The 20,858-nt window shown below is 64.0% G+C and carries 20 protein-coding genes; 12 read left to right on the forward strand and 8 right to left on the reverse strand.

What is annotated here, in order from left to right:
• Positions 1-31: 31 nt before the first annotated feature.
• From J2887_RS19600 to J2887_RS19620, 5 genes are all read right to left on the reverse strand, one after another.
• Positions 32-814, reverse strand: a complete 783-nt coding sequence (locus J2887_RS19600) for a MetQ/NlpA family ABC transporter substrate-binding protein (protein WP_227172808.1) — start codon at positions 812-814, stop codon at positions 32-34.
• A gap of 40 nt (positions 815-854) precedes the next feature.
• Entirely contained in the window at positions 855-1,520 is a 666-nt protein-coding gene (locus J2887_RS19605) for a methionine ABC transporter permease (protein ID WP_227172809.1), read from the reverse strand.
• Positions 1,520-2,527 (reverse strand): methionine ABC transporter ATP-binding protein, encoded by a 1,008-nt coding sequence (locus J2887_RS19610; protein WP_227172810.1) that lies wholly within the window; start codon positions 2,525-2,527, stop codon positions 1,520-1,522. The genes J2887_RS19605 and J2887_RS19610 overlap by 1 nt, the downstream gene beginning before the upstream one ends.
• Positions 2,528-2,645: 118 nt before the next feature.
• Positions 2,646-3,335 (reverse strand): anti-sigma factor, encoded by a 690-nt coding sequence (locus J2887_RS19615; protein WP_227172811.1) that lies wholly within the window; start codon positions 3,333-3,335, stop codon positions 2,646-2,648.
• Positions 3,332-3,889: a sigma-70 family RNA polymerase sigma factor gene (locus J2887_RS19620; protein ID WP_227172812.1), complete on the reverse strand. Its 558-nt coding sequence runs from the start codon at positions 3,887-3,889 to the stop codon at positions 3,332-3,334. The genes J2887_RS19615 and J2887_RS19620 overlap by 4 nt, the downstream gene beginning before the upstream one ends.
• Before the next feature lie 225 nt (positions 3,890-4,114).
• Here J2887_RS19620 and J2887_RS19625 point away from each other — a divergent pair, with 225 nt between their 5' ends.
• The 6 genes from J2887_RS19625 to J2887_RS19650 all read left to right on the forward strand — a co-directional run bounded on the left by J2887_RS19625 (position 4,115) and on the right by J2887_RS19650 (position 11,401).
• Positions 4,115-5,593, forward strand: coding sequence for a DUF4331 domain-containing protein (locus J2887_RS19625; protein WP_227172813.1), 1,479 nt, complete (start codon positions 4,115-4,117; stop codon positions 5,591-5,593).
• Between the two features lie 15 nt (positions 5,594-5,608).
• Positions 5,609-5,833 (forward strand): hypothetical protein, encoded by a 225-nt coding sequence (locus J2887_RS19630; RefSeq protein ID WP_227172814.1) that lies wholly within the window; start codon positions 5,609-5,611, stop codon positions 5,831-5,833.
• Positions 5,834-5,879: 46 nt separating this feature from the next.
• Complete coding sequence (locus tag J2887_RS19635) at positions 5,880-7,034, forward strand: hypothetical protein (protein ID WP_227172815.1); 1,155 nt, start codon at positions 5,880-5,882, stop codon at positions 7,032-7,034.
• 1 nt (position 7,035) lies between these two features.
• On the forward strand, positions 7,036-8,142 hold the full coding sequence (locus J2887_RS19640) for a HupE/UreJ family protein (protein ID WP_227172816.1): 1,107 nt from the start codon (positions 7,036-7,038) through the stop codon (positions 8,140-8,142).
• Between the two features lie 224 nt (positions 8,143-8,366).
• On the forward strand, positions 8,367-9,800 hold the full coding sequence (locus J2887_RS19645) for an HDOD domain-containing protein (protein ID WP_227172817.1): 1,434 nt from the start codon (positions 8,367-8,369) through the stop codon (positions 9,798-9,800).
• Between the two features lie 122 nt (positions 9,801-9,922).
• A complete protein-coding gene (locus tag J2887_RS19650) occupies positions 9,923-11,401 on the forward strand; it encodes a flavin-containing monooxygenase (protein WP_227172818.1) in 1,479 nt (492 codons plus the stop codon).
• Positions 11,402-11,486: 85 nt separating this feature from the next.
• On the opposite strand, the gene J2887_RS19655 is transcribed toward J2887_RS19650, so the two are convergent.
• Together J2887_RS19655 and J2887_RS19660 are read right to left on the reverse strand one after the other, a co-directional pair.
• A complete protein-coding gene (locus J2887_RS19655; protein ID WP_227172819.1) occupies positions 11,487-12,095 on the reverse strand; it encodes a hypothetical protein in 609 nt (202 codons plus the stop codon).
• Between the two features lie 158 nt (positions 12,096-12,253).
• Positions 12,254-13,741: an amidase gene (locus tag J2887_RS19660; RefSeq protein WP_227172820.1), complete on the reverse strand. Its 1,488-nt coding sequence runs from the start codon at positions 13,739-13,741 to the stop codon at positions 12,254-12,256.
• A 188-nt stretch (positions 13,742-13,929) separates the two neighbouring features.
• Here J2887_RS19660 and J2887_RS19665 point away from each other — a divergent pair, with 188 nt between their 5' ends.
• Positions 13,930-15,039 (forward strand): hypothetical protein, encoded by a 1,110-nt coding sequence (locus J2887_RS19665; RefSeq protein WP_227172821.1) that lies wholly within the window; start codon positions 13,930-13,932, stop codon positions 15,037-15,039.
• 37 nt (positions 15,040-15,076) lie between these two features.
• Positions 15,077-15,850, forward strand: a complete 774-nt coding sequence (locus tag J2887_RS19670; protein WP_227172822.1) for a sulfite exporter TauE/SafE family protein — start codon at positions 15,077-15,079, stop codon at positions 15,848-15,850.
• Here the strand turns inward: J2887_RS19670 and J2887_RS19675 are convergent, their stop codons facing one another.
• Positions 15,851-18,223, reverse strand: coding sequence for a GGDEF domain-containing protein (locus tag J2887_RS19675; RefSeq protein WP_227172823.1), 2,373 nt, complete (start codon positions 18,221-18,223; stop codon positions 15,851-15,853).
• A 226-nt stretch (positions 18,224-18,449) separates the two neighbouring features.
• Between J2887_RS19675 and J2887_RS19680 the strand changes: the two genes are divergently transcribed.
• Genes J2887_RS19680 through J2887_RS19695 form a run of 4 tightly spaced genes read left to right on the forward strand, consistent with a single transcriptional unit; the run spans position 18,450 to position 20,819 of the window.
• Positions 18,450-19,265 (forward strand): MotA/TolQ/ExbB proton channel family protein, encoded by an 816-nt coding sequence (locus tag J2887_RS19680; protein ID WP_227172824.1) that lies wholly within the window; start codon positions 18,450-18,452, stop codon positions 19,263-19,265.
• Positions 19,252-19,653 carry an ExbD/TolR family protein gene (locus J2887_RS19685; RefSeq protein WP_227172825.1) on the forward strand — a complete coding sequence of 134 codons (402 nt, stop codon included), beginning with the start codon at positions 19,252-19,254 and terminating at the stop codon, positions 19,651-19,653. The genes J2887_RS19680 and J2887_RS19685 overlap by 14 nt, the downstream gene beginning before the upstream one ends.
• A gap of 48 nt (positions 19,654-19,701) precedes the next feature.
• On the forward strand, positions 19,702-20,067 hold the full coding sequence (locus tag J2887_RS19690) for an ExbD/TolR family protein (protein ID WP_324197233.1): 366 nt from the start codon (positions 19,702-19,704) through the stop codon (positions 20,065-20,067).
• Positions 20,064-20,819 carry an energy transducer TonB gene (locus J2887_RS19695; RefSeq protein ID WP_227172827.1) on the forward strand — a complete coding sequence of 252 codons (756 nt, stop codon included), beginning with the start codon at positions 20,064-20,066 and terminating at the stop codon, positions 20,817-20,819. Before J2887_RS19690 ends, J2887_RS19695 begins: the two co-directional genes overlap by 4 nt.
• Positions 20,820-20,858: the final 39 nt, after the last annotated feature.

Here is a 20,858-nt window from a genome sequence, read left to right on the forward strand (position 1 = left end):
CCGGTTTTTCTTTACTCGCCAGGAGACTGGCTCAGAATGCCGGCACCACGGCACCCTCGTACTTCTCTTCGATGAAGCCTTTCACCGCCTCGGACGTCAGGGCGTCAGCCAGCTTCTGCATCGCTTCGCTGTCCTTGTTGTCCTCACGGGACACCAGGATGTTGACGTACGGTGACTCCGCACCCTCAATGATCAGGGCATCTTCAGACGGGTTCAGGCCGGCTTCCAGGGCGTAGTTGGTGTTGATCATGGCCACGTCCACCTGATCCAGCACCCGCGGCAGGGTGGCTGCTTCCAGCTCGTAGAACTCCAGATCCTTGGGGTTGTCGGCAATGTCACGGGGCGTGGCGGTGATCTTGCTACTGTCTTCCAGGGTAATCACGCCGGCCTGCTGCAGCAGCAACAGGGCACGGCCACCATTGGTGGGGTCGTTGGGGATGGCGATGGTCGCGCCTTCGGTCAGCTCATCCAGTGATTCAATCTTGCTGGAGTAGGCGCCAAACGGCTCAACGTGCACACCCACCACGCTGACCAGGCTGGTGCCACGGCCATCGTTGAACTCGGTCAGGTAAGGCTGGTGCTGGAAGAAATTGGCGTCCATCCGCTCCTGATCCACCTGGATGTTGGGCTGAACGTAATCAGTAAACACTTTGACATCCAGATCCACGCCCTGCTCCATCAGCTGGGGCTTAACGAACTCCAGAATCTCGGCGTGGGGCACGGCAGTGGCGGCAACACTGAGTTTGTCCGCAGCCTGGGCGGCGGAAGCAGCGGCGACGGCGGCCAGGGCCACCAGGACGTTTTTCAGTTTCATATCCTTACCTCTTGGTTTTGGAGTCGTTATTCAAACCCGCTCAGCGACGGCTGAAATAGGTCACCAGGCGATCACCAGCCATCTGCAGCAGCTGCACAAATACCACCAGCAACGCCACGGTAATCACCATCACGTCGGTCTGGAAGCGCTGATAGCCAAAGCGGATGGCAAGATCGCCAAGACCACCGCCCCCGACCACGCCGGACATGGCGGCGTAGGACACCAGGGTGATGGCGGTCACGGTAATGCCCGCAATAATGCCCGGCAGCGCCTCCGGCAGCAAGGCACCGAAGATGATCTGACGGACGGTGGCGCCCATGGCCTGGGTCGCCTCAATGATGCCCCGGTCCACTTCCCGCAACGAAGTCTCCACCAGGCGGGCAAAGAACGGCGCACCACCGGCCACCAGGGGCGGAATCGCGCCGGCGACCCCCAGGGAGGTACCGATGATCATCACCGTCACCGGGATCATCACGATCAACAGAATGATAAACGGCACCGAGCGCAGCACGTTCACCACAAAGGACAGCACGGCGTAGGCCATTGGCTGCTCCAGCAACTGACGCTTGCCGGTCAGGAACAGCAACACCCCCAGGGGCAGGCCGATCAGCACGCTGAACAGCAGCGACAGGCCGACCATCACCAGGGTATCCCAGCTGGCCCAGCCGATTTCCAGCCAGTCGACGTTGGACAGTAGATTTTCCATCAGCGTAGCACCTCCACATGCACGTCGGCGGCTTTCAGGGCGGCCATGGCAATATCCAGGTCGCCTCCCACCAGGGACAGGGTGAGCTGCCCGTAGGGGGTATCCTTGATGTGGTCAATGCGCCCGGAGAGGATGCTGAAATCCACCCCGGACTCCCGCGCCACCTTGCCCAGCAGGGGTTTGTAGGTGGATTCCCCCCGGAACGTCAGCCGCAGAATGCGGCCTTCAGCGTGGGACAGGTCTTCCTGCAGCTCGTCGCGATCGATGTTCTCGCTCTCGAACACGAAATCCCGGGTTGTGGGGTGTTCGGGATGCAGGAAAACATCGCTGACCGCGCCCAGCTCCACCACTTCGCCGGCATCCATCACCGCCACCCGGTCACAGACCCGGCGAACCACGTCCATCTCATGGGTGATCAGCACAATGGTCAGACCCAGCTCGCGGTTGATGTCCGCCAGCAGTCTCAGTACCGACTGGGTGGTCTGGGGGTCCAGGGCGCTGGTGGCCTCGTCACACAACAGGATTGACGGCCGGCACGCCAGTGCACGGGCAATGCCCACCCGCTGTTTCTGGCCACCGGAGAGCTGCGAGGGGTACTTGCTGGCGTGGTCACTGAGGCCGACCCGGGCCAGCAGTTCGTCCACCCGGTCACGGATCTGCTGGCGCGAGTAGATCCCTGCCAGCTTCATCGGGAAGGCGATGTTGTCCGCCACGGTTTTTGACGACAGCAGGTTGAAGTGCTGGAAGATCATGCCGACCTTGCGACGGAATCCCCTCAGCTGTTCAGCGTTGTAGTCGGTGACGTTCTCGCCATCAATCAGGATGCGCCCACCGGTGGGGCGCTCGAGGAGGTTGATCAGCCGGACGAGAGTGGACTTGCCGGCACCGGAGTGCCCGACAATGCCAAATACCTCGCCGGCCGCAACGGTCATACTGGTGGCCTTCAGCGCAGGGATCGCCCGGCCGCCCACTTCGTACGACTTCTGGACCTGGTCAAATTCAATCACGGAGCAGCCTTGTGAGTGCAGCGTTAAAATGGGGTGGGATTATAGACTAAACCGTGGTCAAACCCGAGCGCGGAAGGTCGTTGAATGCCACTACCCGTCAGCGCTTTCCAGTGCCTCACTAGAGCTCATACAGCCGTGCAACATGCAGAATCGGCCCGGTGGGCGCACCAGTGGGCGAACCACCCCGGGGCTCCAGGCTGATGGCCAGGGTTCGACTCTGGCTCAGGGCGGCCCGGGCCTCGTCATCCAGGGTGACCTGGTAGACTTCGCCCACCGGCACCACCCCCAGCGATAGCGGTGTGCCGTTTTCCGGCACCACCCACAGTTCGTAGTCGCGATCCTGGGCGGCCGGCTGGGCGGCGACTGGCCGCAGGCTCAGGCGGTGCTCATGGGCGGCTTCGCTGACCACCCAAAGTGGGTCATCCACATCCTGCTCGACAATGGCGCCAGCCAGGAAACGCGGTTCCACCACCGGCGGGGTCTGCCACAGCACCACCGCCAGCACCATTACCGCGGCAGTGGCCAGCGAACTCCAGGTGGCCAATAACCAGCGCCCGGCAGCACCCGGCGACGGCGTTGCCGTCGGCCAAAGACGCTGGCCAATGCGCCGCCAGACCCGTTCCGGCGGCGTCTGCTCCGGCACCACTTCGGCCAGCTCCGCCAATCGGGTTTCCCAGTACCAGACCTCCCGACGCACCGCGACGGAGTCCATCATCCAGCGCTCAAACCGCTGGCGCGCCCGGCCCCGAAGCGAGCCCATGACGTATTCAGCCGCCAGTCGTTCAATCCTTTCGGGAGTCCGTTTCATCGTTCCAGGCACCGTTTCAAAGCCATCAGACCACGGCGAATCCAGCTTTTCACCGTGCCAATCGGGGTTTCCATGGCAACCGCCAGTTCCTCATGGGTCAGACAGCGATAGTAGGACAACAGAATACTGTCCCGCTGGGACTCGCTGAGTTCCTCCAGACACCCACTCAACGCGGAAGCCCCCGACATCATCAGCGACCTGTCCATCGGTCCCGGGCCGTCGTCCGCCAGCCCGTCCAGGTCAGCATCACCACGGCCCTGGCGCACCTTGCGGGCGCGGATCAGGTCCAGGGTGCGATAACGGGCGATGCTGAGCATCCAACTCAGTGGCGCGCCCCGTTCCTGGTGATACTCGCCGGCGTGGTGCCAGATCCGCACGAACGCATCCTGCAACGCCTCTTCCGCCAGTTCCTGCTGACCAGCCAGCTTCAGGCACAGGCCAAACATTCGCCCCGACACCTGTCGGTACAGAGTCTCAAAAGCCCGCCGGTCCTGTTGCGCCACCTTAGCCAGCAGGCGTAGCAACTGTGCCTGATCCGCATCCACCGCTGCCATGTCCATCTCCCGTTTCGCGACCTCGCCTACCGAAGCCACACCTAATCCGATACGGCCCAAACCTGCCGCCAGATGCAGAAAAAAATATTGCACCGCTGCATCCGCCCACCACGCTCAGCCGTTACCCCTGATACCGCCACCGGTTAACGGTGGTCGGGCCGCAGAAGCCCGTAGGTGAAAGACAACACAGGGGGATGCCCCCTAACCATAGAAGAGGATTGCATAATGACCAATCGAACCCAGACCCGTCTGTCCCTGGCCATTGCCGGGCTGTGCCTTGGCGTGGGAATTTCCCACGGTTCCAGCCACCGGGAGGCACCGTTTCTCACCGAGCAGCCCAAAGTCGATGCCAGCGACTTCTACATGTTCCGCAGCTACGAGCCCGGCCGTGCGGATTTCGTCACCCTGATCGCCAACTACCTGCCATTGCAGGATGCCTATGGCGGCCCCAATTACTTCGACCTGGACCCGGATGCCCGCTACGAGATCCATATCGACAACGACGGCGATGCAATTGAGGATCTGACCTTCCGCTTTTCGTTCCAGGACATCAGCAATGACATCCAGCTTCCGGTCGGCCCCAGCGGCCAGGAAACCCTGGTATCCGTCCCCCTCAAGCAGATCGGGGACGGCACGGTGGATGGCAACCTCCAGCAACGCCAGGAATACACCGTCGAGATCGTTCGCGGCGACCGCCGTGGCGCGGCCGCGCAGGCCACCAATGCCAGCACCGGCACCGAACGCTTCCGTAAACCGCTGGACAACATCGGCAGCAAAACCTTCGCCGACTACAGCGGCTACGCCGACCAACACATCCACGACATCGCAATCCCAGGCTGCAATGGCCTTGGCCGGGTCTTTGTCGGCCAGCGCAAAGAGGCCTTTGCTGTCAATCTCGGCGAAATTTTCGACCTGGTGAACACCAACCCCCTCGGCCCACGGGATGGCGAGGGCGCCGGTGACCTGGCCGACAAAAATGTCACCAGTTTTGCCCTGGAAGTTCCCATTGACTGCCTCGCTGGCAGCGCCACCACCCAGAACAGTGGCCAACCGGTGATCGGCGCCTGGACCACTGCCAGTCTGCGCCAGGCACAGATCTTGAACCCCAGCCCTGCCGCCAATGGCAAGGGCGCGACCATTCAGGGCGGCGCCTTTACCCAGGTGTCGCGATTGGGCATGCCACTGGTGAACGAGGTGGTGATCGGCCTCAAGGACAAGGATCGATTCAACGCCTCCGAGCCCCGGGACGATGGCCAGTTCGCCACCTACGTCACCCACCCCACCCTGCCGGAACTGCTGGAAATCCTGTTTGCCAGCGCCGGCGCCAAAGCGCCTGACACCTTCCCCCGCAATGATCTGGTGACGGCGTTCCTCACCGGCGTACCGGATCTTAATCAGCCCGCGGGCGTCACCGCCTCGGAAATGCTTCGCCTCAACCCCGCCATCGCCGCAACCGACGCCGCCAGCCAGTCCGACCTGGGTGTTCTGGGAGGAGATCTGGCGGGATTTCCCAATGGCCGCCGGCCGGTGGATGACGTGGTCGACATTGCCTTGCGGGTCGTGATGGGCGCGCTGCTTGAAGACGCTCCCAACCGGGACGTGCCCTTCACCGATGGCGTCCAGCTTGACCCAGCCGAGCTGATGACCCGGTTCCCTTATCTGGCAACACCGATTGCCGGCTCCCCGAACCCGTCGACCATCTAATTCTGGAGGTAACCTATGAGGCCATTGACCCTGACCACCCTAGCCCTGGCGGTGATGCTGTCCGGTTGCTCCAGCAGCGACAACGACCGCCGTGAGCCGATGCCGAGTGAGAGTTTCACCGGCTTCGTCAAGGCGCAGTTCAATCAACCGGACAACCGTCGCGAACCCACCGAAATCAACCATCGGGAGTTCAGTTTCGATGATCAGAACAACCCACAAGCCTTTGACGACCTGCTGTAAGCACGGTCGTCCCCACTGCCGCTCTGCCAGAGACCCCCGATCGGCCGTGGCTTCCCCTGCCCTGTGGGGCAGGGGCTTTTTACTGGTAGCCCTGGCGCTGACCAGCCTGACCGTTGTCGCCGCACCCACCATCGAGGCTCGGCCGCCTCCGGATCAGGTGCTGCTGGAGCTGCCACCGTCCATGTTATCTCTGCCGGCAGCCGCAACGCCGGCGCAGCGGGCAGAGCGGGTGCAGCACTGGCTCACCCTTGCCAACACGGAGGATGATCCCCGCTTCCTGGGCTACGCCCAGCGCAGCCTCGAGCGTTGGCCGGCGCAGGCCCGTTCAACGCTCTACCAACTGCTGTGGGCGCAGCTGGAACAGCGCCTTCATCGTTTTGAGCCGGCCACGGAGAGACTGCGCCAGGTACAGGAGCAGACCCGTGCCGACCACCCCCACTGGCACCAGGCCACCTTGATGCTGGCCACCCTGGCACTGGTACAGGGTGACTATCCCCAGGCCCGCCAGGCCTGTACCACGCTGGTATCAGCCCGATCCGACGCAGGGTTGGCAGGCCTTACCTGTCAGGCCCTGGTCATGGCCCGCACCGGGCAGTCAGACACCGCCTACAAGCAGCTCACTCGCCATCTCGAACAGGCCCGCCAGGCCCCATTGCAGACCCGTCTCTGGGCTCGAAGCGTTTTGGCGGATCTCGCCGCTCAACGGGGAGACCCAGCAGCGGAATCCCACTGGCAATGGCTGCTGCTGCAGGCCCCAGACCTGCACCAGAGCCGGGCGGAGTGGGCCGACTGGCTGCTGGCCCGGGGACGCCACCAACAGGTACTCGCGCTGACCGCCCATCATCAGGGCTCCGACCGGCTGGCACTGCTGCGTCTGCTGGCACTGCAACAGAGTTCGTCAACGACGGAGACGCAACTCCTACGACAGCAGCTGGCGCAGCGGTTCCGCGACGCCCGCTGGCGCGGAGAGCTACTGCATCGCCGCACCTACGCCCGCTACCTGCTGGACGTGGAACGGGACACCGGCGGCGCCCTCAACCAAGCCAGACTGAACTGGCAACACCAGCGGGAACCGGAAGACACCCGCCTGCTGCTACGCGCCGCCTACCAGCATCAGGACCAGGATACCCTGCGCCAGGTGAAAGACTGGCTTGCGACCAACCAACAGAGCGATGCTCGTTACCCCGAGGGAGGACGCTGAAATGCCGCTCCGTATCCTTTGCTACCTGTGCCTCGCTTTCCTGACCTTGCCAGCCCATGCCCACAAGGCCAGCGACGGCTACCTCTACCTCGACAGCGACGGTGACCGTCAGTGGCAGCTGCGCATTGATCTGGCACTACGGGACCTGGCCCTGGTACTGCCTCTTGACCGCAACGGCAATGGCCAGATCACCGGTGCCGAACTGACCGCCAGCCGCAGCGATGTCCTTGGCTACCAGGCCGGTCACCTGGCGCTGTCCAACCCAACCGGAGATTGTCAGCTCATCCCCGCTCGCTGGGGGCTGAGTCAACGCAGCGACGGGCCCTACGTGGCCACCACCTATCAGGCAAACTGCCCGGATGCCGCCCCACCTCAGGCCCTGCGTTATTCGATGCTTTTCGAGCAGGACGCCCTGCACCGGGGCCTGGTTCAGGTCGACCTGCCCAACCAGCAGCGCCTGGCGGTACTGGCTCCGGACAGCCGCCTGCTGACGCTGGGCCCCCAGGCCCCGTCCGCACTGGCGAGCTTTGCCAGCTTTGTACGGGAAGGCGTGGTGCACCTGTTGATCGGACTGGATCACCTGCTGTTCCTGCTGGTACTGGTACTGCCAGCCACCCTGCCCAATCGCAGGGGGCAGCGTCCCCCTTTCCGCCAGCAGTGGCTGACGCTGGCCGGCGTCATCACCGCCTTCACTGTCGCCCACTCCATCACCCTGGGGCTGGCCGCGCTGGGGCTGGTAACCCTGCCAATTGCCCTGGTGGAAACGGTGATTGCGCTGTCGATTGCGGTTGCGGCCATCAACATCCTGTGGCCGGTCCTCGGTCGCAAGACCTGGAAGCTCGCCTTTGTTTTCGGCCTGGTCCACGGTTTTGGCTTCGCCAGCGTGTTGTCGGAGTTGACCACCACAACGCCCCATCTGGTGCTGGCACTGGCCGGATTCAACGTTGGAGTGGAACTGGGGCAGCTCGGTCTGCTGATTCTGGTGTATCCCCTGTTGTCCGGCCTGGCTTTGGCGCCCGGCTACCGCCGGGTGATGGTGCCGGCAATGATTGCCGGCGTCAGTACCGTCAGCCTGTTGTGGGTCATAGAGCGGGCTACGGCCATCTGATCCACTCGGGACACCAGGCATTGCTGGCCAGGTCCAAGAGGTATAAGAGGTATAGATAAGAGGTACAACAAGGAGCTCGCGGCGCAAATGTAAAAGGCGGTTAACCGCCCCTGACGCCGCGGGTTGACTGGACTAAACTGTGTCATTGAGAGACCCTGCGCCACACCGACCCGGTGGTGTAGCGGTTTCCCGATGTCTCCCGGCGAGTGACTGGACAGCCTGTATTGACCGACCGTACCGACGTTCCCGCACGGATGAATTCTGCCCAGGCATGGGTCGCTTACCTGAGCAAGGTCGAACTCCCTGTTCTGGCCAATACTCTGCGTAATATCGACGAGCTGACCGACAGCACCAGCAGTACGGTGAACGAGCTGGCTCATGTGATCCTCAACGACGCCCAGCTCACCTCCCAGGTCCTGAGACTGTCCAACACCGTGTTCTACAACCAGACCCGGACCCAGGTCAGCACCGTCAGCCGGGCCATTACCCTGATCGGATTCGATGCGGTCAAATCCATGGCCATCTCCTCGCTGATCGTCGACACCCTGCTGCAGCGCAGTGATCGCCCACATCTGCTTCGGTGTCTGGCACGAGCTCTCCATGCCGCGGTCCAGGCCCGCTGCCTGCTGCCCAAGCGCAACAGCCAGGCCCAGGAAGAAGTGTTCATCGGCGCCCTGCTGATGAACATCGGTGAACTGACGTTCTGGTCCTGCGATACCGAGCAGGCCGATGAGCTGGAATTACGCCTGCACGGTGATGAAAGCGAGGCCGACGCCCAACGGGCGGTGCTGCACACCACCTTTGTCACGCTCACACGAGGGCTGGTGGAGGCCTGGGCCCTGGGGCCATTCATCCGCGAAGCGGTCGCCCCCGGCCAGGCACGATCACCGGAAGCCCATCTGGTGCAGCTGTCCGTGGAACTGGCACGGGCGGCCGAGCAAGGCTGGCACAGCGAGGCGGTGGCGCAGGTACTGACGCCCGTGGCCCGGGCGACCGGTGAGTCGGTCACCGATCTGCGGGCGCAGCTGGCCAGCAACGCCGAGGAGGTGGTACAGATTGCCTCGTCCCTGGGCATTCCCCAGGTGGTCCAACTGCTGCCGGGCACCCAGCCCGAGAGCGACGATCTGCCACGCCAGGAGGCACCGGTACGCGATGCCGACATACAACTGCAGCTGCTTAGGGAACTGACCCGGGTGCTGACAGAAAAACCCGACATCAACACCGTGTGTCAGTTGGTGAGCGACGGCATTCAACGGGCGGTCGGGCTGCAACGGGTGGCCCTGCTGATGACCGACCGTAGTGGCGACACCCTGGTCCCACGTCGGGTGGCCGGTCCCCACACCGAAGGCTGGAAAGCGGACTTCCGGATACCCCGGAACGGCCAGGGTGAACTGGGCGAACTGCTGCCCCATGGCACCGCGATCTACCGGCCACGGTCGGACGCCCCCACCACAGCCGCAGATCCCTGGCTGGGCCGGGTACCGGCGCTGACCGGAGCCCTGGTGGCCAACGGTCGCCTGGTTGGGATGTTCTACGCCGATAACGCCGGCGCCCCCACCACACCGTCCGAAGCCCAACGTGCAGCCTTCGACCACTTTATCCAGCATGCCCAGCTGTGCCTTACGCTGATCTCCCGCCGGGATACTGCTACCCCCTGAGGCCGTCATGCCCGATGCAGTTGGGTAGTCGGAGTATCTGTCCTCCTAAGCCCTCGTGGCCGGGGCCAAGGTTGACTACCCTGTTTGCTGAAACTTCATAATGTACCCGGACAGGACCCGCCATGACCCAGAACGCACCCCTCGATATCGTCATCATCGGCACTGGCTTCGGTGGCCTGGGCATGGCCATTCAGCTAAAAAAGGCCGGTATCGAAAACTTTGCCCTGCTGGAGAAGGCCGACAGCGTCGGTGGCACCTGGCGCGACAACACCTACCCGGGCGCCGCCTGCGACGTGCAGTCCCACCTTTACTCGTTCTCGTTCGAGCCCAAGCACGACTGGACCCGCAAGTTCGGTCTACAGCCGGAAATCCGCGCCTATCTGGAAGGCTGTGCCAGCAAGTATCAGTTGCAGCGCCACATCCACTTCAACCAGGAGGTAACCACCGCGGACTTCGACGCAGACGCCGGTCTCTGGCGCCTGCAGACGGCCACCGGTGACCGCTTCCTGACCCGCATTCTGGTGACCGCGACCGGCCAGCTCAACCAGCCCGCCTACCCGCGTCTTGACGGGCTGCAGCGGTTCCAGGGGCACGCCTTCCATTCCGCCCGCTGGGACCACCGCCACGACCTCAGCGACAAACGGGTGGCGGTGATCGGCACCGGCGCCAGTGCCATCCAGTTTGTGCCCCAGATTCTGCCCAGGGTGCGCGAGCTCAAGCTGTTCCAGCGCTCCGGCGCCTGGGTTATCCCCAAACCGGACCGGCCCTTCAGCGGGTTTGAGCAGTACCTGTTCAACCATTACCCGGTGCTGGATCGCCTCTATCGCACCCAGATCTACTGGCGCAACGAATCCCGGGCGCTGGCGTTCACCCGCTTCGGTTTTCTGCTGAATGTGTTCAAGTGGCAGGCCAAACACCTGGCCAAGAAGCATGTACGGGACCCGGACAAGCGCCGCAAGCTGATCCCGGACTACCCGGTGGGCTGCAAACGGGTATTGATCTCCAACGACTGGTACCAGGCGATAGACCAGGATCACCTGGCGCTGATTACCGACGGCATCGACCACATCGATGAGCGTGGTGTGGTCACGACCGATGGTCAGCACCATGAAGTGGACACCCTGATCTACGGTACCGGCTTCAAGGCCACCGACTTCCTCAGCCCGATCACCATCACCGGGCTCAACGGCCAGTCCCTCAACGACGCCTGGCAGGACGGTGCCGAGGCCTACAAGGGCATGAACGTGGCAGGGTTCCCCAACCTGTTCATGCTCTATGGCCCCAACACCAACCTGGCCCACAGCTCCATTGTGTTCATGCTGGAGTCACAGATCCGCTATGTCATGCAGTGTGTCCGCCTATTGCAGGACCCCGGTCTGCACTACATCGACGTCAAGGCCGAGCGCCAGCGGGACTACGTCTCCGGGCTTCAGCACCAGCTCAGCCACAGTGTCTGGGAGTCCGGTTGCGATTCCTGGTACAAGACCGCCTCCGGCCGCAACACCAACAACTGGCCAGGCTTCACCTTCAGCTTCCGGCTGATGACCAGCAAGCTGGACCTGCAGGACTATCACCTTCAGCCGGTGCCGGCCCGGGGCTGAACGGGTATGAAAAAGCCCGGTCTGGCCGGGCTTCTGGGAGGATTGTGCGGTTATTACGCACGATTGGGGGGATTGGCGAAGGGCCTCAGTGCAGTGCCCGCAGTTGCCGTGGGTACAGCGCCGCGCTCACTTCCGGCTCTTCCAGCAGATCCGCCAGTTCGCGATCCACTTCGGTTTCTTCGCCCTCTTCAGGCAGCGGCTCGAACAGGGTATCGAGCCAGGCCGTAACCTGGGGCGCGTCGTCGCGACCGTAATCGGTCGACAGGGCGCCAATGCCCCGGAAACCAATGATGCGCTGGTGGCGCGGATCGCGAATCTGCTCGAACCCCCGCCAGTAGACCCGGTCACGGGTGTGCAGTTGCACGAACAGGGTGTCGATGGGCTCGGCCTGCTCGTCGTCGCTACGCCCGCTTTCAGCCTCAACCTCGGCGTCCGCAGCCACTGCGGGTTTCTTGCGGATGGTGGTCCAGGCCGGATACAGCAGGGCCACGGCATCGGCTTCCACGTGTTCACGCGCCGCCCTCAGGATCAGCGCCCAGCGTGCCTTGTCGGCATCGGTGTCCAGTGAGTTGATGGGCAGGTCATAACTCTGCTCATTGGTGAGCACTATGGCCATCATCGGGGCATCCAGCTCCCCCATGGCCTCAGCCTGCGCTACGGATACCAGCTCTTCGATTGCCATCGGTTGGTTCATCGTTCACTCGCCTCCTCGATGCCATCAGGTGTCAGGGCCGCTTCGTTACCAATTGGCCGGGACCCTGACTAACAGCATAGCCTGTTCACACTGCAAAGATAAACGCCCGGTGCCCGCAAGCGGATCACCCGGACGGGTCTGCAGCGCCCAAGTTGCAATCAGCCCAGGGTGTCCAGGCGCTCGTACTGACCGAACCAGGGCAGCGCCTCTTCCAGCTGCGCCGCCACCTGCAGCAGGGTCGCCTCATCGCCGCTGGGGGCGCCCAGTTGCACCCCAACCGGCAGACCGTCGGCGCTCCAGTGCAGTGGCACCGACATCGCCGGGGTACCAGTGAGATTGGCCAGCTGGGTGAACGGGGTCCGGGCCAGGCTTTCCAGTGCCAATTGATCAACCTGACCACTGCGGTGCACCAGACGTCCGGCCTTGAGCGCGAGCATCAACCTGGCCATCAGCTGCAGATGTGCCGGTGTGTTCATCTCGCCAATACGCGCCGGCTTCTGCCCGGCGCTGGGGCAGAGGTAGAGATCGTAGCGCCCGAAGAACTGCCCCAGAGCCCGGCCGAAATCGTTCCACTGCTGGCGCATGCGAACGTAGTCCGGCAGCGGCAGGGTCCGTCCCAGCATGGCCAGCAACCGGGTTTCCAGCTCGAAATCGCTGTCTTTCGCTCCCCAGTCGTCCTGGGCCCGTGCCATGGCCGCAGCCACCTCACCGAAGTACAGCCCCAGGTAGCAGCGGGCCAGGGCAGGGCCATCATAGTGGGGCCGGGCCAGCTCAACCTCATGGCCCAGGCTTTCCAGCAGGCGTCCGGTGGCTTCCACCGCCTCGACGTACTCGGGGTCAACCTCGGTGTGATAGGGCGATTCGGTGAACAGGCCGATACGCAGCGGCCGGGGCGCCTGCTGCATCAGCTCGGCATAGGGCTGCGCCGGAGGTGCGATACGGAATGGGTCGCCCTCGGCGGGGCCCGCCAGCAGATCCAGCATGGCGGCGCTGTCACGGACGGTACGGCTGACTACATGGTCCACCGAGGCGCCGGTCCAGGCCTCGCCCACCAGCGGACCAGCAGACACCCGGCCGCGGGAAGGCTTGAGACCGAACAGGCCATTGTAGGCCGCAGGAATACGTATGGAGCCACCACCGTCGTTGGCACCGGCGATGGGCACAATCCCCGCCGCCACTGCAGCACCCGAGCCACCGCTGGAGCCGCCCGGCGTCCGGCTCAGGTCCCAGGGGTTGCGGGTCGGCCCCCACAACTTCGATTCGGTGACCGCTTTCAGGCCCAGCTCCGGCGTTGCGGTGCGTCCCAGGAACACCAGCCCGCCGCCGCGGCTGCGACGGACAAACTCAGAATCGGTGCGGGCAATGTTGTGGCGGAAGCCCCGGCTGCCATAGGAACACAATACCCCTTCCTGCTCCTGGGCCAGGTCCTTGAGCAGGAACGGCACGCCGGCAAAAGGCGCATCCTCCGGCAGCGGCTGGCTGCGGGCCTGCTCGAACTGGGGCTGACAGATGGCGTTGATACGACGGTCCACGGTCTCGGCACGGCGGATGGCGGCGGCACAGACCTCCTCGGCACGCACCTCACCACGACGGATCAGGTCCGCCAGGGCGACGGCATCAAATCGCAGGTATTCGGCTTCCTTCATTGCGGCTCCCTCATGATGGTCGGCTGGCGACAGCATACCCTAACATGATGGGCACAGGGACTTTCCCCACGCCCTGGCCTGATCACCCCGCCCCCCAGCGCAAAGCCGTGGACAAGGCACCGTGGCGCTGGCTAGGATGCCAACAGATCGAGCCCGTTCCCCCAACAATCAGCAAGGACATCCTCACCATGCGAGACCGGCTACTGCTGTCGCTGCTGTTCGGCTGGCTGCTTGCCGTAACGGTGCCCGTCGCTGCCCAGGACACCGAGGCCGACTGGACCGAGGTGGTGCGGTCATCGCCCTACTGGGTCAGTCAGGGGGTGTACCAGAACATCGTCACCATCCGCCGCTGGGTGCTGTCCTCTTCCGGCTACTGCTCGCAGCCGGATCGTCACATTCTGTTCGACCGTCGCGGTCGCTTTCTGGGTTACATCGATAACGGCGTGTCGCGACTTGGCACCCAGCGGCGCATTAACGACGCCCGGGCCTCCATGGCGCAGCGGGGCAAGGCCCATACCTGGATCAAGGGCGCCCCCGATGTCACCGGCTACCCGTTCGCACTGGCCTGCGACCAGCCCCACGCCGAGCTCGACGACGCCATCAGCCGCTACCTTGGCAACGACCCGGATGCCCGTCTCTGGGGCAGCTGGGACGACCTCAGCTTCGCCTCGCCACAGCAGCCCGGGAACCTGCACCAGGCACTCTCGCTGGTGGTCGCCACCCGCCAGGCCCAACAACGGATGCAACTGCCTCCGGAGCTGCCTCGTTATCTCGCCGGCCAGTTGCTGATCGAAAGCGGCGGCCGGGCCCGGGCCCACTCGGCCGCCAACGCCCGCGGCATCCTGCAGCTGTCGAGCTCGGCACTGGGGGACTGCGGCATCACGCCGAAGCACCACTGGCATCGGCTGGCCCAGTTCGACTGCGCCCTGAAGCTGATGAACCAGAACGCCCGCAATCTGCGTCCGGCCTTCGAGCAGCGCTTCGGCAGCCTGCCCGAAGGCAAGCGTCAGCGACTGTTCACGCTGTTACTGATCCAGGCCTACCACGGCGGCGCGGGCCGGGTCGAAGCCCTGCTCAACGATGACCAGCGGGCCGAGGCCGCACGCTACTTTGCCCGCCACCACGACCGTTTCTCCGCCGGCGATATCGCTTTCGGCATGATCTACCACAACCTGGGCCGGGACCGGCTGGGGCTGGCATCACTGTATTACGTCGCCGACGTGCAGCTGGCCACCGAAGCCCTGTGCCAAACCTCCGCTCTCCGGGAAGATCCGCTGTGTACGGCCGCCCCGGAGTAGCCCGCACCACCCTCAACAACCCCTGATCGGAGCTGCCTTGGACATCGCCCTGTTACCGGAAGGCCTTGGTGTCACCACCGCCGCGCTGCTGCTGGCCGCATCGGCACTGACCTCAATGATTACCGCCAGCCTGGGTGCCGGCGGGGGTGTGCTGCTATTGGTGCTACTGGCCATGTGGCTGCCACCGGCGGCGATCATTCCGGTACATGGTCTGGTGCAACTGGGTTCCAACGCCGGCCGCGCGGCGATGACCTGGCGCAAGGTGGACTGGCGGGTGATTGCAGCCTTCGCCCCCGGGGTTCTGGTGGGCGCCGCAGTGGGAGCCTGGCTGCTGGTGGACCTGCCCCAGCACCTGTGGCAGCTCACCATTGCCCTGTTCGTGCTCTACCTGTGCTGGGGCCCGCCACTGCCAGGCCGGGCCCTGGGCACCCCGGGGGTGTTCCTGGCGTCGGTGCTGACGTCCTTTGTGTCGCTGTTCGTGGGCGCCACCGGGCCGCTGGTGGCTGCCTTCGTCAAGCAGATCCACCGCGACCGTTTCACCACCGTGGCCACCTTTGCCACCGCCATGACCCTGCAACACGCGCCCAAGGCCCTGGTATTCGGCTTGGCCGGGTTTGTCTTCCAGCAGTGGCTGGTGTTTATTGCGGCAATGATTGTGTGTGGTCTGGTGGGTACCCGGCTGGGACTGCAGGTATTGAAAAAACTGGACAACCGTCGCTTCCAGCAGTTGTTCAACCTGTTGCTGACGGCGCTGGCGCTGAGGCTGTTGTGGCAGGCCGCCCAGTCTGCCGGCTGGCTGGGAAGCCTCTGACTAACCGCCAGGTTCCGTCACTTCCTCGTATTCCGGTGGCAGCGGTACCGAAACCACCTGGTTGCGTCCCTGGGCCTTGGCGGCGTAGCAGCCCTCGTCGGCCCGGGCGATGGTTTCCCGGGGGCCGGAATCGTCCTGTGACAACACCGTCAGGCCTATGCTGGCGGTGACACCGAAGGACTGTCCTTCATGTTCGATGGTCAGCGCCTCCACCTTGGCCCGGATCTCCTCCGCCAGTAACTCCGCCCGCTCCAGGCCACAGCCCGGCAGGATCACCCCGAACTCGTCACCGCCAATACGGGCAACGCAGTCAGACTGCCGCACCGCCTGGCTGAACACCTCCGCCAGCCGTCGCAGCAGTTCGTCCCCCAGCAGGTGGCCGCCGTGATCGTTGACCGGCTTGAAATAATCCAGGTCGATCAGCATCAGCACGCTGGGGGTTGTGAGCTCTTCCGCCCGCTCCAGCCATTTGATCAGCGTGGATGAGAAGCCGCGCCGGTTCATCACCCCGGTCAGGGCGTCGTGACTGGCTTCCCAGGACAACTGACGTTCCTGTTGCCGCCGCTCGCTGTCATCCCGCAGCACAAACACCAGACGTTCGTTGTCTCCGCCAGGACTTAACCGCAGCATGGTCAGCTCAACATCAAACTTCTGGCCCTGGGTATTGCGCAACACCGCGTCCAGCACCGGAACCTCCGACTGTGCCAGGAATCGCTCACGGCGCCAGCGCATCCCGTCGGCCTCAATGATGACCCGATCAAAGAAATTGCTGCCCTCACATAGCGACGGACTGCCCATGTATTCGCAGGCACCCTGGTTGGCGTAGCGAACCGCACCCTGGGGATCGGTCAACAACACCCCTTCGCGCAGCACACTGAGGATGCTCTCGGCGCGTTTCTGCTCCGCTTTCAGCTCGGCTTCCACCGCCAGCTCGTGGGTGATGTCGCGAATGACGGTGAGGGTACCGAGGGTCTTGCCGGGAGCGTCGATCACCGTCGTCATCACATCCACCCAGCGGGTGCCCCGCCCCTGCTGGTGCTCCACCCGGAAACGACCGCGGTAGACCCCGCCCTGCTGACGAATACGACGCCAATCCGCAACCACCGTGTGGCGATCAGCGGAGTGGATCAGCGCCGTCAGCGGCAGGTGGCGGATCTGATCTGCAGGCACGCCGACGATGTCCTCGCAGGCGGGGTTGACGAACTCGACCCGGCCCAGCACATCCGCCTGCAGGATGCCAATGGGGGAGCGCTGGGACAGCGAGCGAAAAAAAGCCTCACGGTCCGCCAGCGAGTTGACCACCTCGGTACGCTCATCCATCACCGTGTTGAAGGTGTCGGCCACCTGGCGGATCTCCCGGCCACCACCAACGCTGACCCTGCGGGATCGCAAGCCCAGATGGCGATCAGTGATCTGCTGGGAGAGGTGGGTCAACGGTGCCAATAGCAGGCGGAAGCCCCACAGTGCGACCGGCACCAGCACCAGCATCACCGCCAACAGCACCCAGGCCAGCATGTCGGTGAGGCGGGAGGCCGGGGCGAAGGCCTCGTCCAGGGGCCAGATCACCCCGACAAACCAGGGCGCCTGATTAAGCTGGCGAATCGATACCAGGGAGCGCCGACCATCCTTGTTGGGCGAAATCTTCGTGCCCTCAAAGCCTTGCAGAGCGGCGGTGACCGGAGCATTGCTGGCGGGGATCGGCTGCATCACCAGGCTGGTGTCGTCGCCATGGGCGAGGGTAATACCGCTCTGGGTACCAATTCCAACATAGCCGGTACGCCCGATGTGAACGCTGGCAATGTCGGCCATGAAGTTCTCGCCATCCAGGTGAATGGCACCGCCCAGCACCCCCACCATCTGGCGCTGGTGATCGAACACCGGCGCGGCCACCATGATCTCCGGCAGGTCGGTGCCATAGGCCCGGTAGGGCTCGGAGATCACCGGGGTCAGTTGCCCGAGGGCCTGGCGGAAGTAGGGCCGGTCACGGATATCGATGCCGAGGTGCTCCCGCCCCTCCGGGTAGGCGCCAATCAGAGTACCTTTGGCATCAAACAGGTAAATGCCATCAAACAGATGCCGCAGGGCCACCTGCCGGTCCACCAGTAACTGGGCCCGACTCTCGAAGGCCACACGGTCCATGGCCAGGTGGGCGGCCACGTCCGAGATGGCTTCCAGCCGGACCGACAGTTTCTGGTCCAGCTCACTGGCCATCAGTCCGGCCATGATGGCTACCCGGGCTTCCGCCTGGGCCTGCAGCTCCTGCCGGCTGGCCAGGGAGTTGGACAGGCTCACCGCAAGGGCGGTCAACAGGATGGCCCCTACCACCAGAAGCACGGCCCGATTGACCAGACTATCAAGCCAGCGACGCAACATAACTCAGTAAGACTACTCCGGCATGAATCGATGGGAACCACAACCGCCATCCTGAACCCGCAGAGCCGGACGACAGCATTCCCGAGGGGCGTAGAGAGGCTCACGGACTCCCCGCCGATGCGTTTCTAGTTTAACAGATGAGCAGGTTTCTGCAGTTTACGGCTTCAAATCTCTAACAGGAATCGTTATCATTTTCGCTCATTTCCGTTTTCTCGTTGGGGCAGTCATGGCTGACAACACTCTCACTCAATCGACCGACCTTTTCTCTGGACCGCTGCAGCAACTGATCGACATGGGCGGACCGGTGATCATGGTCCTGCTGGTTCTGGCCGCCGCCGGGGTGGTTACCTTTGTTTACCTGATGCTGTGTGGCGCGGTCTATGCCCCCCGCCTGCCCCGTTCCCTGCGCCGGGTGATCGACGACTGGCACCACAGCCCCAGCCAGGCCTGTGCCGATCGGGTGATGGCCGGCATCGGCTGGTTCCAGCGCCAGAACCCGCTGCGCCGATTGACCGCCGATACCATGGCCGCCCGCCTCAACCATGATGAACCCAACATCGTTCGGGAAACCCTCGCCCGGGACGCCCGTGCAGCTCTGGAGCCGTTCGAGGGACCACTGAAAATCCTCGAAGTGATTGCTGCCCTGGCCCCATTGCTGGGTCTGCTGGGGACGGTTCTGGGGATGATGGACGCCTTCAGTGCCATGGCCGCCACCGAAGGCCGGGCCGATGCCAGCCAGCTCAGTGGCGGCATCTACGAAGCCCTCACCACCACCGCCGCGGGCCTGATCGTGGCGATTCCGTTCGCCGCGCTGGCGGCCTGGGTGGAGTTCCGTCTGCGCCGCCTCAACAACCTGGTGAATGGTGCCCTGGTCACCGTTCTGGCACCGGCGATTCCGGAGCAGCAAGCCGCTATCGACATGCCGGCGCCAGCGGCGGAAGTGGAGCGCCAGCCGGAAGCCCCGGCACGCCAGAAACCGGCCGCCAGACACGACACCAGCACCGCCACTGCATCGGCCCGCGTCGCCCATGCAGCTGGTTGATCCACGGCCATCCCGGCCCATCCCAATACGGATTACCCCACTGATCGACGTGGTGTTTATCCTGCTGGTGTTCTTCATGCTCACCAGCCGCCTGCTGCCCACCAGTTTCCTGGAGCTGGACAACAGCACCGCCCCGGGGCAGTCGGTGGACGGCGATCCCTTGCCGGAACTGGTGGTGGAGGCCTCCGGCCAGATTCGCTGGCAGGACCAAGAGTGGGCCCTGCCGGCGCTGTTGCAGGAATTACGGCGCACCCAGGTGACCGAAGTCAATCTGGCGACCGCAGGTGAAGCACAGCTGACCGACTTCACCCGCACCCTCACGACCCTGAAAACCGCGGGCATTGAGCCTCACTGGCAACGATCCGCCCCGGCGCAAGAAAGCGAGTAAGCTATGGAATCCCTGGTACCGCCTCCTCCCGGAAGCGGGAAGACCCTGATGGATCGGGTGGAGGACAGCCTGCTGCCATTGATCAACCTGGTCTTCCTGCTGCTGATGTTCTTTATCGTGGCCGGCCAGTTGTCGGATACCCCACTGCCAGAACTGCCTGGGGTGGCAGACGATGCCAAAGACCAGAAACCCGCCGCCGATCTGGTGCTTAATGCCGACGGCCGCTGGCAGGTGGGGGGGCAGGATGTCAGTGAAGAGACTCTGGTGTCACAACTGCCAAAACCCGATGAGACCACGCCGCTGAAGATCGCCGCAGCCAACGAGCTGGCCATGGCCGATCTGGAGTCAGTACTGCGGCGCCTGGAAGAGGCAGGCTATAAGGACGTGGTCCTGTTGACGGAGCCGGCATCATGAGCCGCGGCGTCCGATGGCTGTTCCTCCTGGTCGCCCTGGGCCTGTCCGCGCTGGCACTGGCGCTGGTGCTACCGCACACACCGACACCGCCAACCCAGGAAGGCGAAACCATGGTCACCACCGCCGCGGCCATCAAGATCTCGCTGGCCGGCCAGCCACAGGCAGAGCCGGAGCCGGTTACCGAACCCCAGCCACAGGTGGAGCCACCACCCCCGGAGCCCAAACCGGAACCAGAACCTGAGCCGGAGCCGATCCCCAAACCGGAACCCAAACCCGAGCCCAAACCGGAACCTAAGCCAGAGCCAGAGCCGGAACCAACACCGGAACCAACACCGGAACCGGTACAGCAACCGGTTACCGAACCGGCGCCACAGCCGACCTCGGAAGTGGAGGCGCCGGCGGCAGAGAACACCTCCAACCGTCAGCAGGCGGAGCAGGTGGAACTCCAGGCCGGTGCTTCAGAGAACGTGGACGCCTACCTCACCGCGCTCAACCAGCACCTGCGGCGCCACTACGAGTACCCCCGCCGTGCCCGCCGCCTGGGCCAGGAAGGTACGCCGATTGTGGAGTTCGAGTTCAATCGTAACGGTGAGCTGGTCAGCTATCGGGTGAAGAACTCATCGTCCTTCACGCTGCTGGACCAGGCCGCCATGGATCTGCTGGAAGAAGCCAGCCCGCTGCCACCGGTACCGGATTCCATGGAAGGCCAGACGTTCACCTTCACCCTGCCGGTGGCCTTCAAGCTGCACTGACGACAACGAGTGACCGGGCGGGTATGATGCGTCTCGAAC

It is taken from the genome of Marinobacter sp. CA1, assembly GCF_020546665.1.
GTDB classification, from domain to species: domain Bacteria; phylum Pseudomonadota; class Gammaproteobacteria; order Pseudomonadales; family Oleiphilaceae; genus Marinobacter; species Marinobacter xestospongiae.

What these genes read in the sequence shown, in the direction of transcription:
- J2887_RS19600 (WP_227172808.1), bottom strand. Translation starts at nt 814, where the DNA reads ATGAAACTGAAAAACGTCCTGGTGGCCCTGGCCGCCGTCGCCGCTGCT.
- J2887_RS19605 (WP_227172809.1), bottom strand. Translation starts at nt 1,520, where the DNA reads ATGGAAAATCTACTGTCCAACGTCGACTGGCTGGAAATCGGCTGGGCC.
- J2887_RS19615 (WP_227172811.1), bottom strand. Translation starts at nt 3,335, where the DNA reads ATGAAACGGACTCCCGAAAGGATTGAACGACTGGCGGCTGAATACGTC.
- J2887_RS19620 (WP_227172812.1), bottom strand. Translation starts at nt 3,889, where the DNA reads ATGGCAGCGGTGGATGCGGATCAGGCACAGTTGCTACGCCTGCTGGCT.
- J2887_RS19625 (WP_227172813.1), top strand. Translation starts at nt 4,115, where the DNA reads ATGACCAATCGAACCCAGACCCGTCTGTCCCTGGCCATTGCCGGGCTG.
- J2887_RS19630 (WP_227172814.1), top strand. Translation starts at nt 5,609, where the DNA reads ATGAGGCCATTGACCCTGACCACCCTAGCCCTGGCGGTGATGCTGTCC.
- J2887_RS19640 (WP_227172816.1), top strand. Translation starts at nt 7,036, where the DNA reads ATGCCGCTCCGTATCCTTTGCTACCTGTGCCTCGCTTTCCTGACCTTG.
- J2887_RS19650 (WP_227172818.1), top strand. Translation starts at nt 9,923, where the DNA reads ATGACCCAGAACGCACCCCTCGATATCGTCATCATCGGCACTGGCTTC.
- J2887_RS19655 (WP_227172819.1), bottom strand. Translation starts at nt 12,095, where the DNA reads ATGAACCAACCGATGGCAATCGAAGAGCTGGTATCCGTAGCGCAGGCT.
- J2887_RS19660 (WP_227172820.1), bottom strand. Translation starts at nt 13,741, where the DNA reads ATGAAGGAAGCCGAATACCTGCGATTTGATGCCGTCGCCCTGGCGGAC.
- J2887_RS19665 (WP_227172821.1), top strand. Translation starts at nt 13,930, where the DNA reads ATGCGAGACCGGCTACTGCTGTCGCTGCTGTTCGGCTGGCTGCTTGCC.
- J2887_RS19675 (WP_227172823.1), bottom strand. Translation starts at nt 18,223, where the DNA reads ATGTTGCGTCGCTGGCTTGATAGTCTGGTCAATCGGGCCGTGCTTCTG.
- J2887_RS19680 (WP_227172824.1), top strand. Translation starts at nt 18,450, where the DNA reads ATGGCTGACAACACTCTCACTCAATCGACCGACCTTTTCTCTGGACCG.
- J2887_RS19685 (WP_227172825.1), top strand. Translation starts at nt 19,252, where the DNA reads ATGCAGCTGGTTGATCCACGGCCATCCCGGCCCATCCCAATACGGATT.
- J2887_RS19690 (WP_324197233.1), top strand. Translation starts at nt 19,702, where the DNA reads ATGGATCGGGTGGAGGACAGCCTGCTGCCATTGATCAACCTGGTCTTC.
- J2887_RS19695 (WP_227172827.1), top strand. Translation starts at nt 20,064, where the DNA reads ATGAGCCGCGGCGTCCGATGGCTGTTCCTCCTGGTCGCCCTGGGCCTG.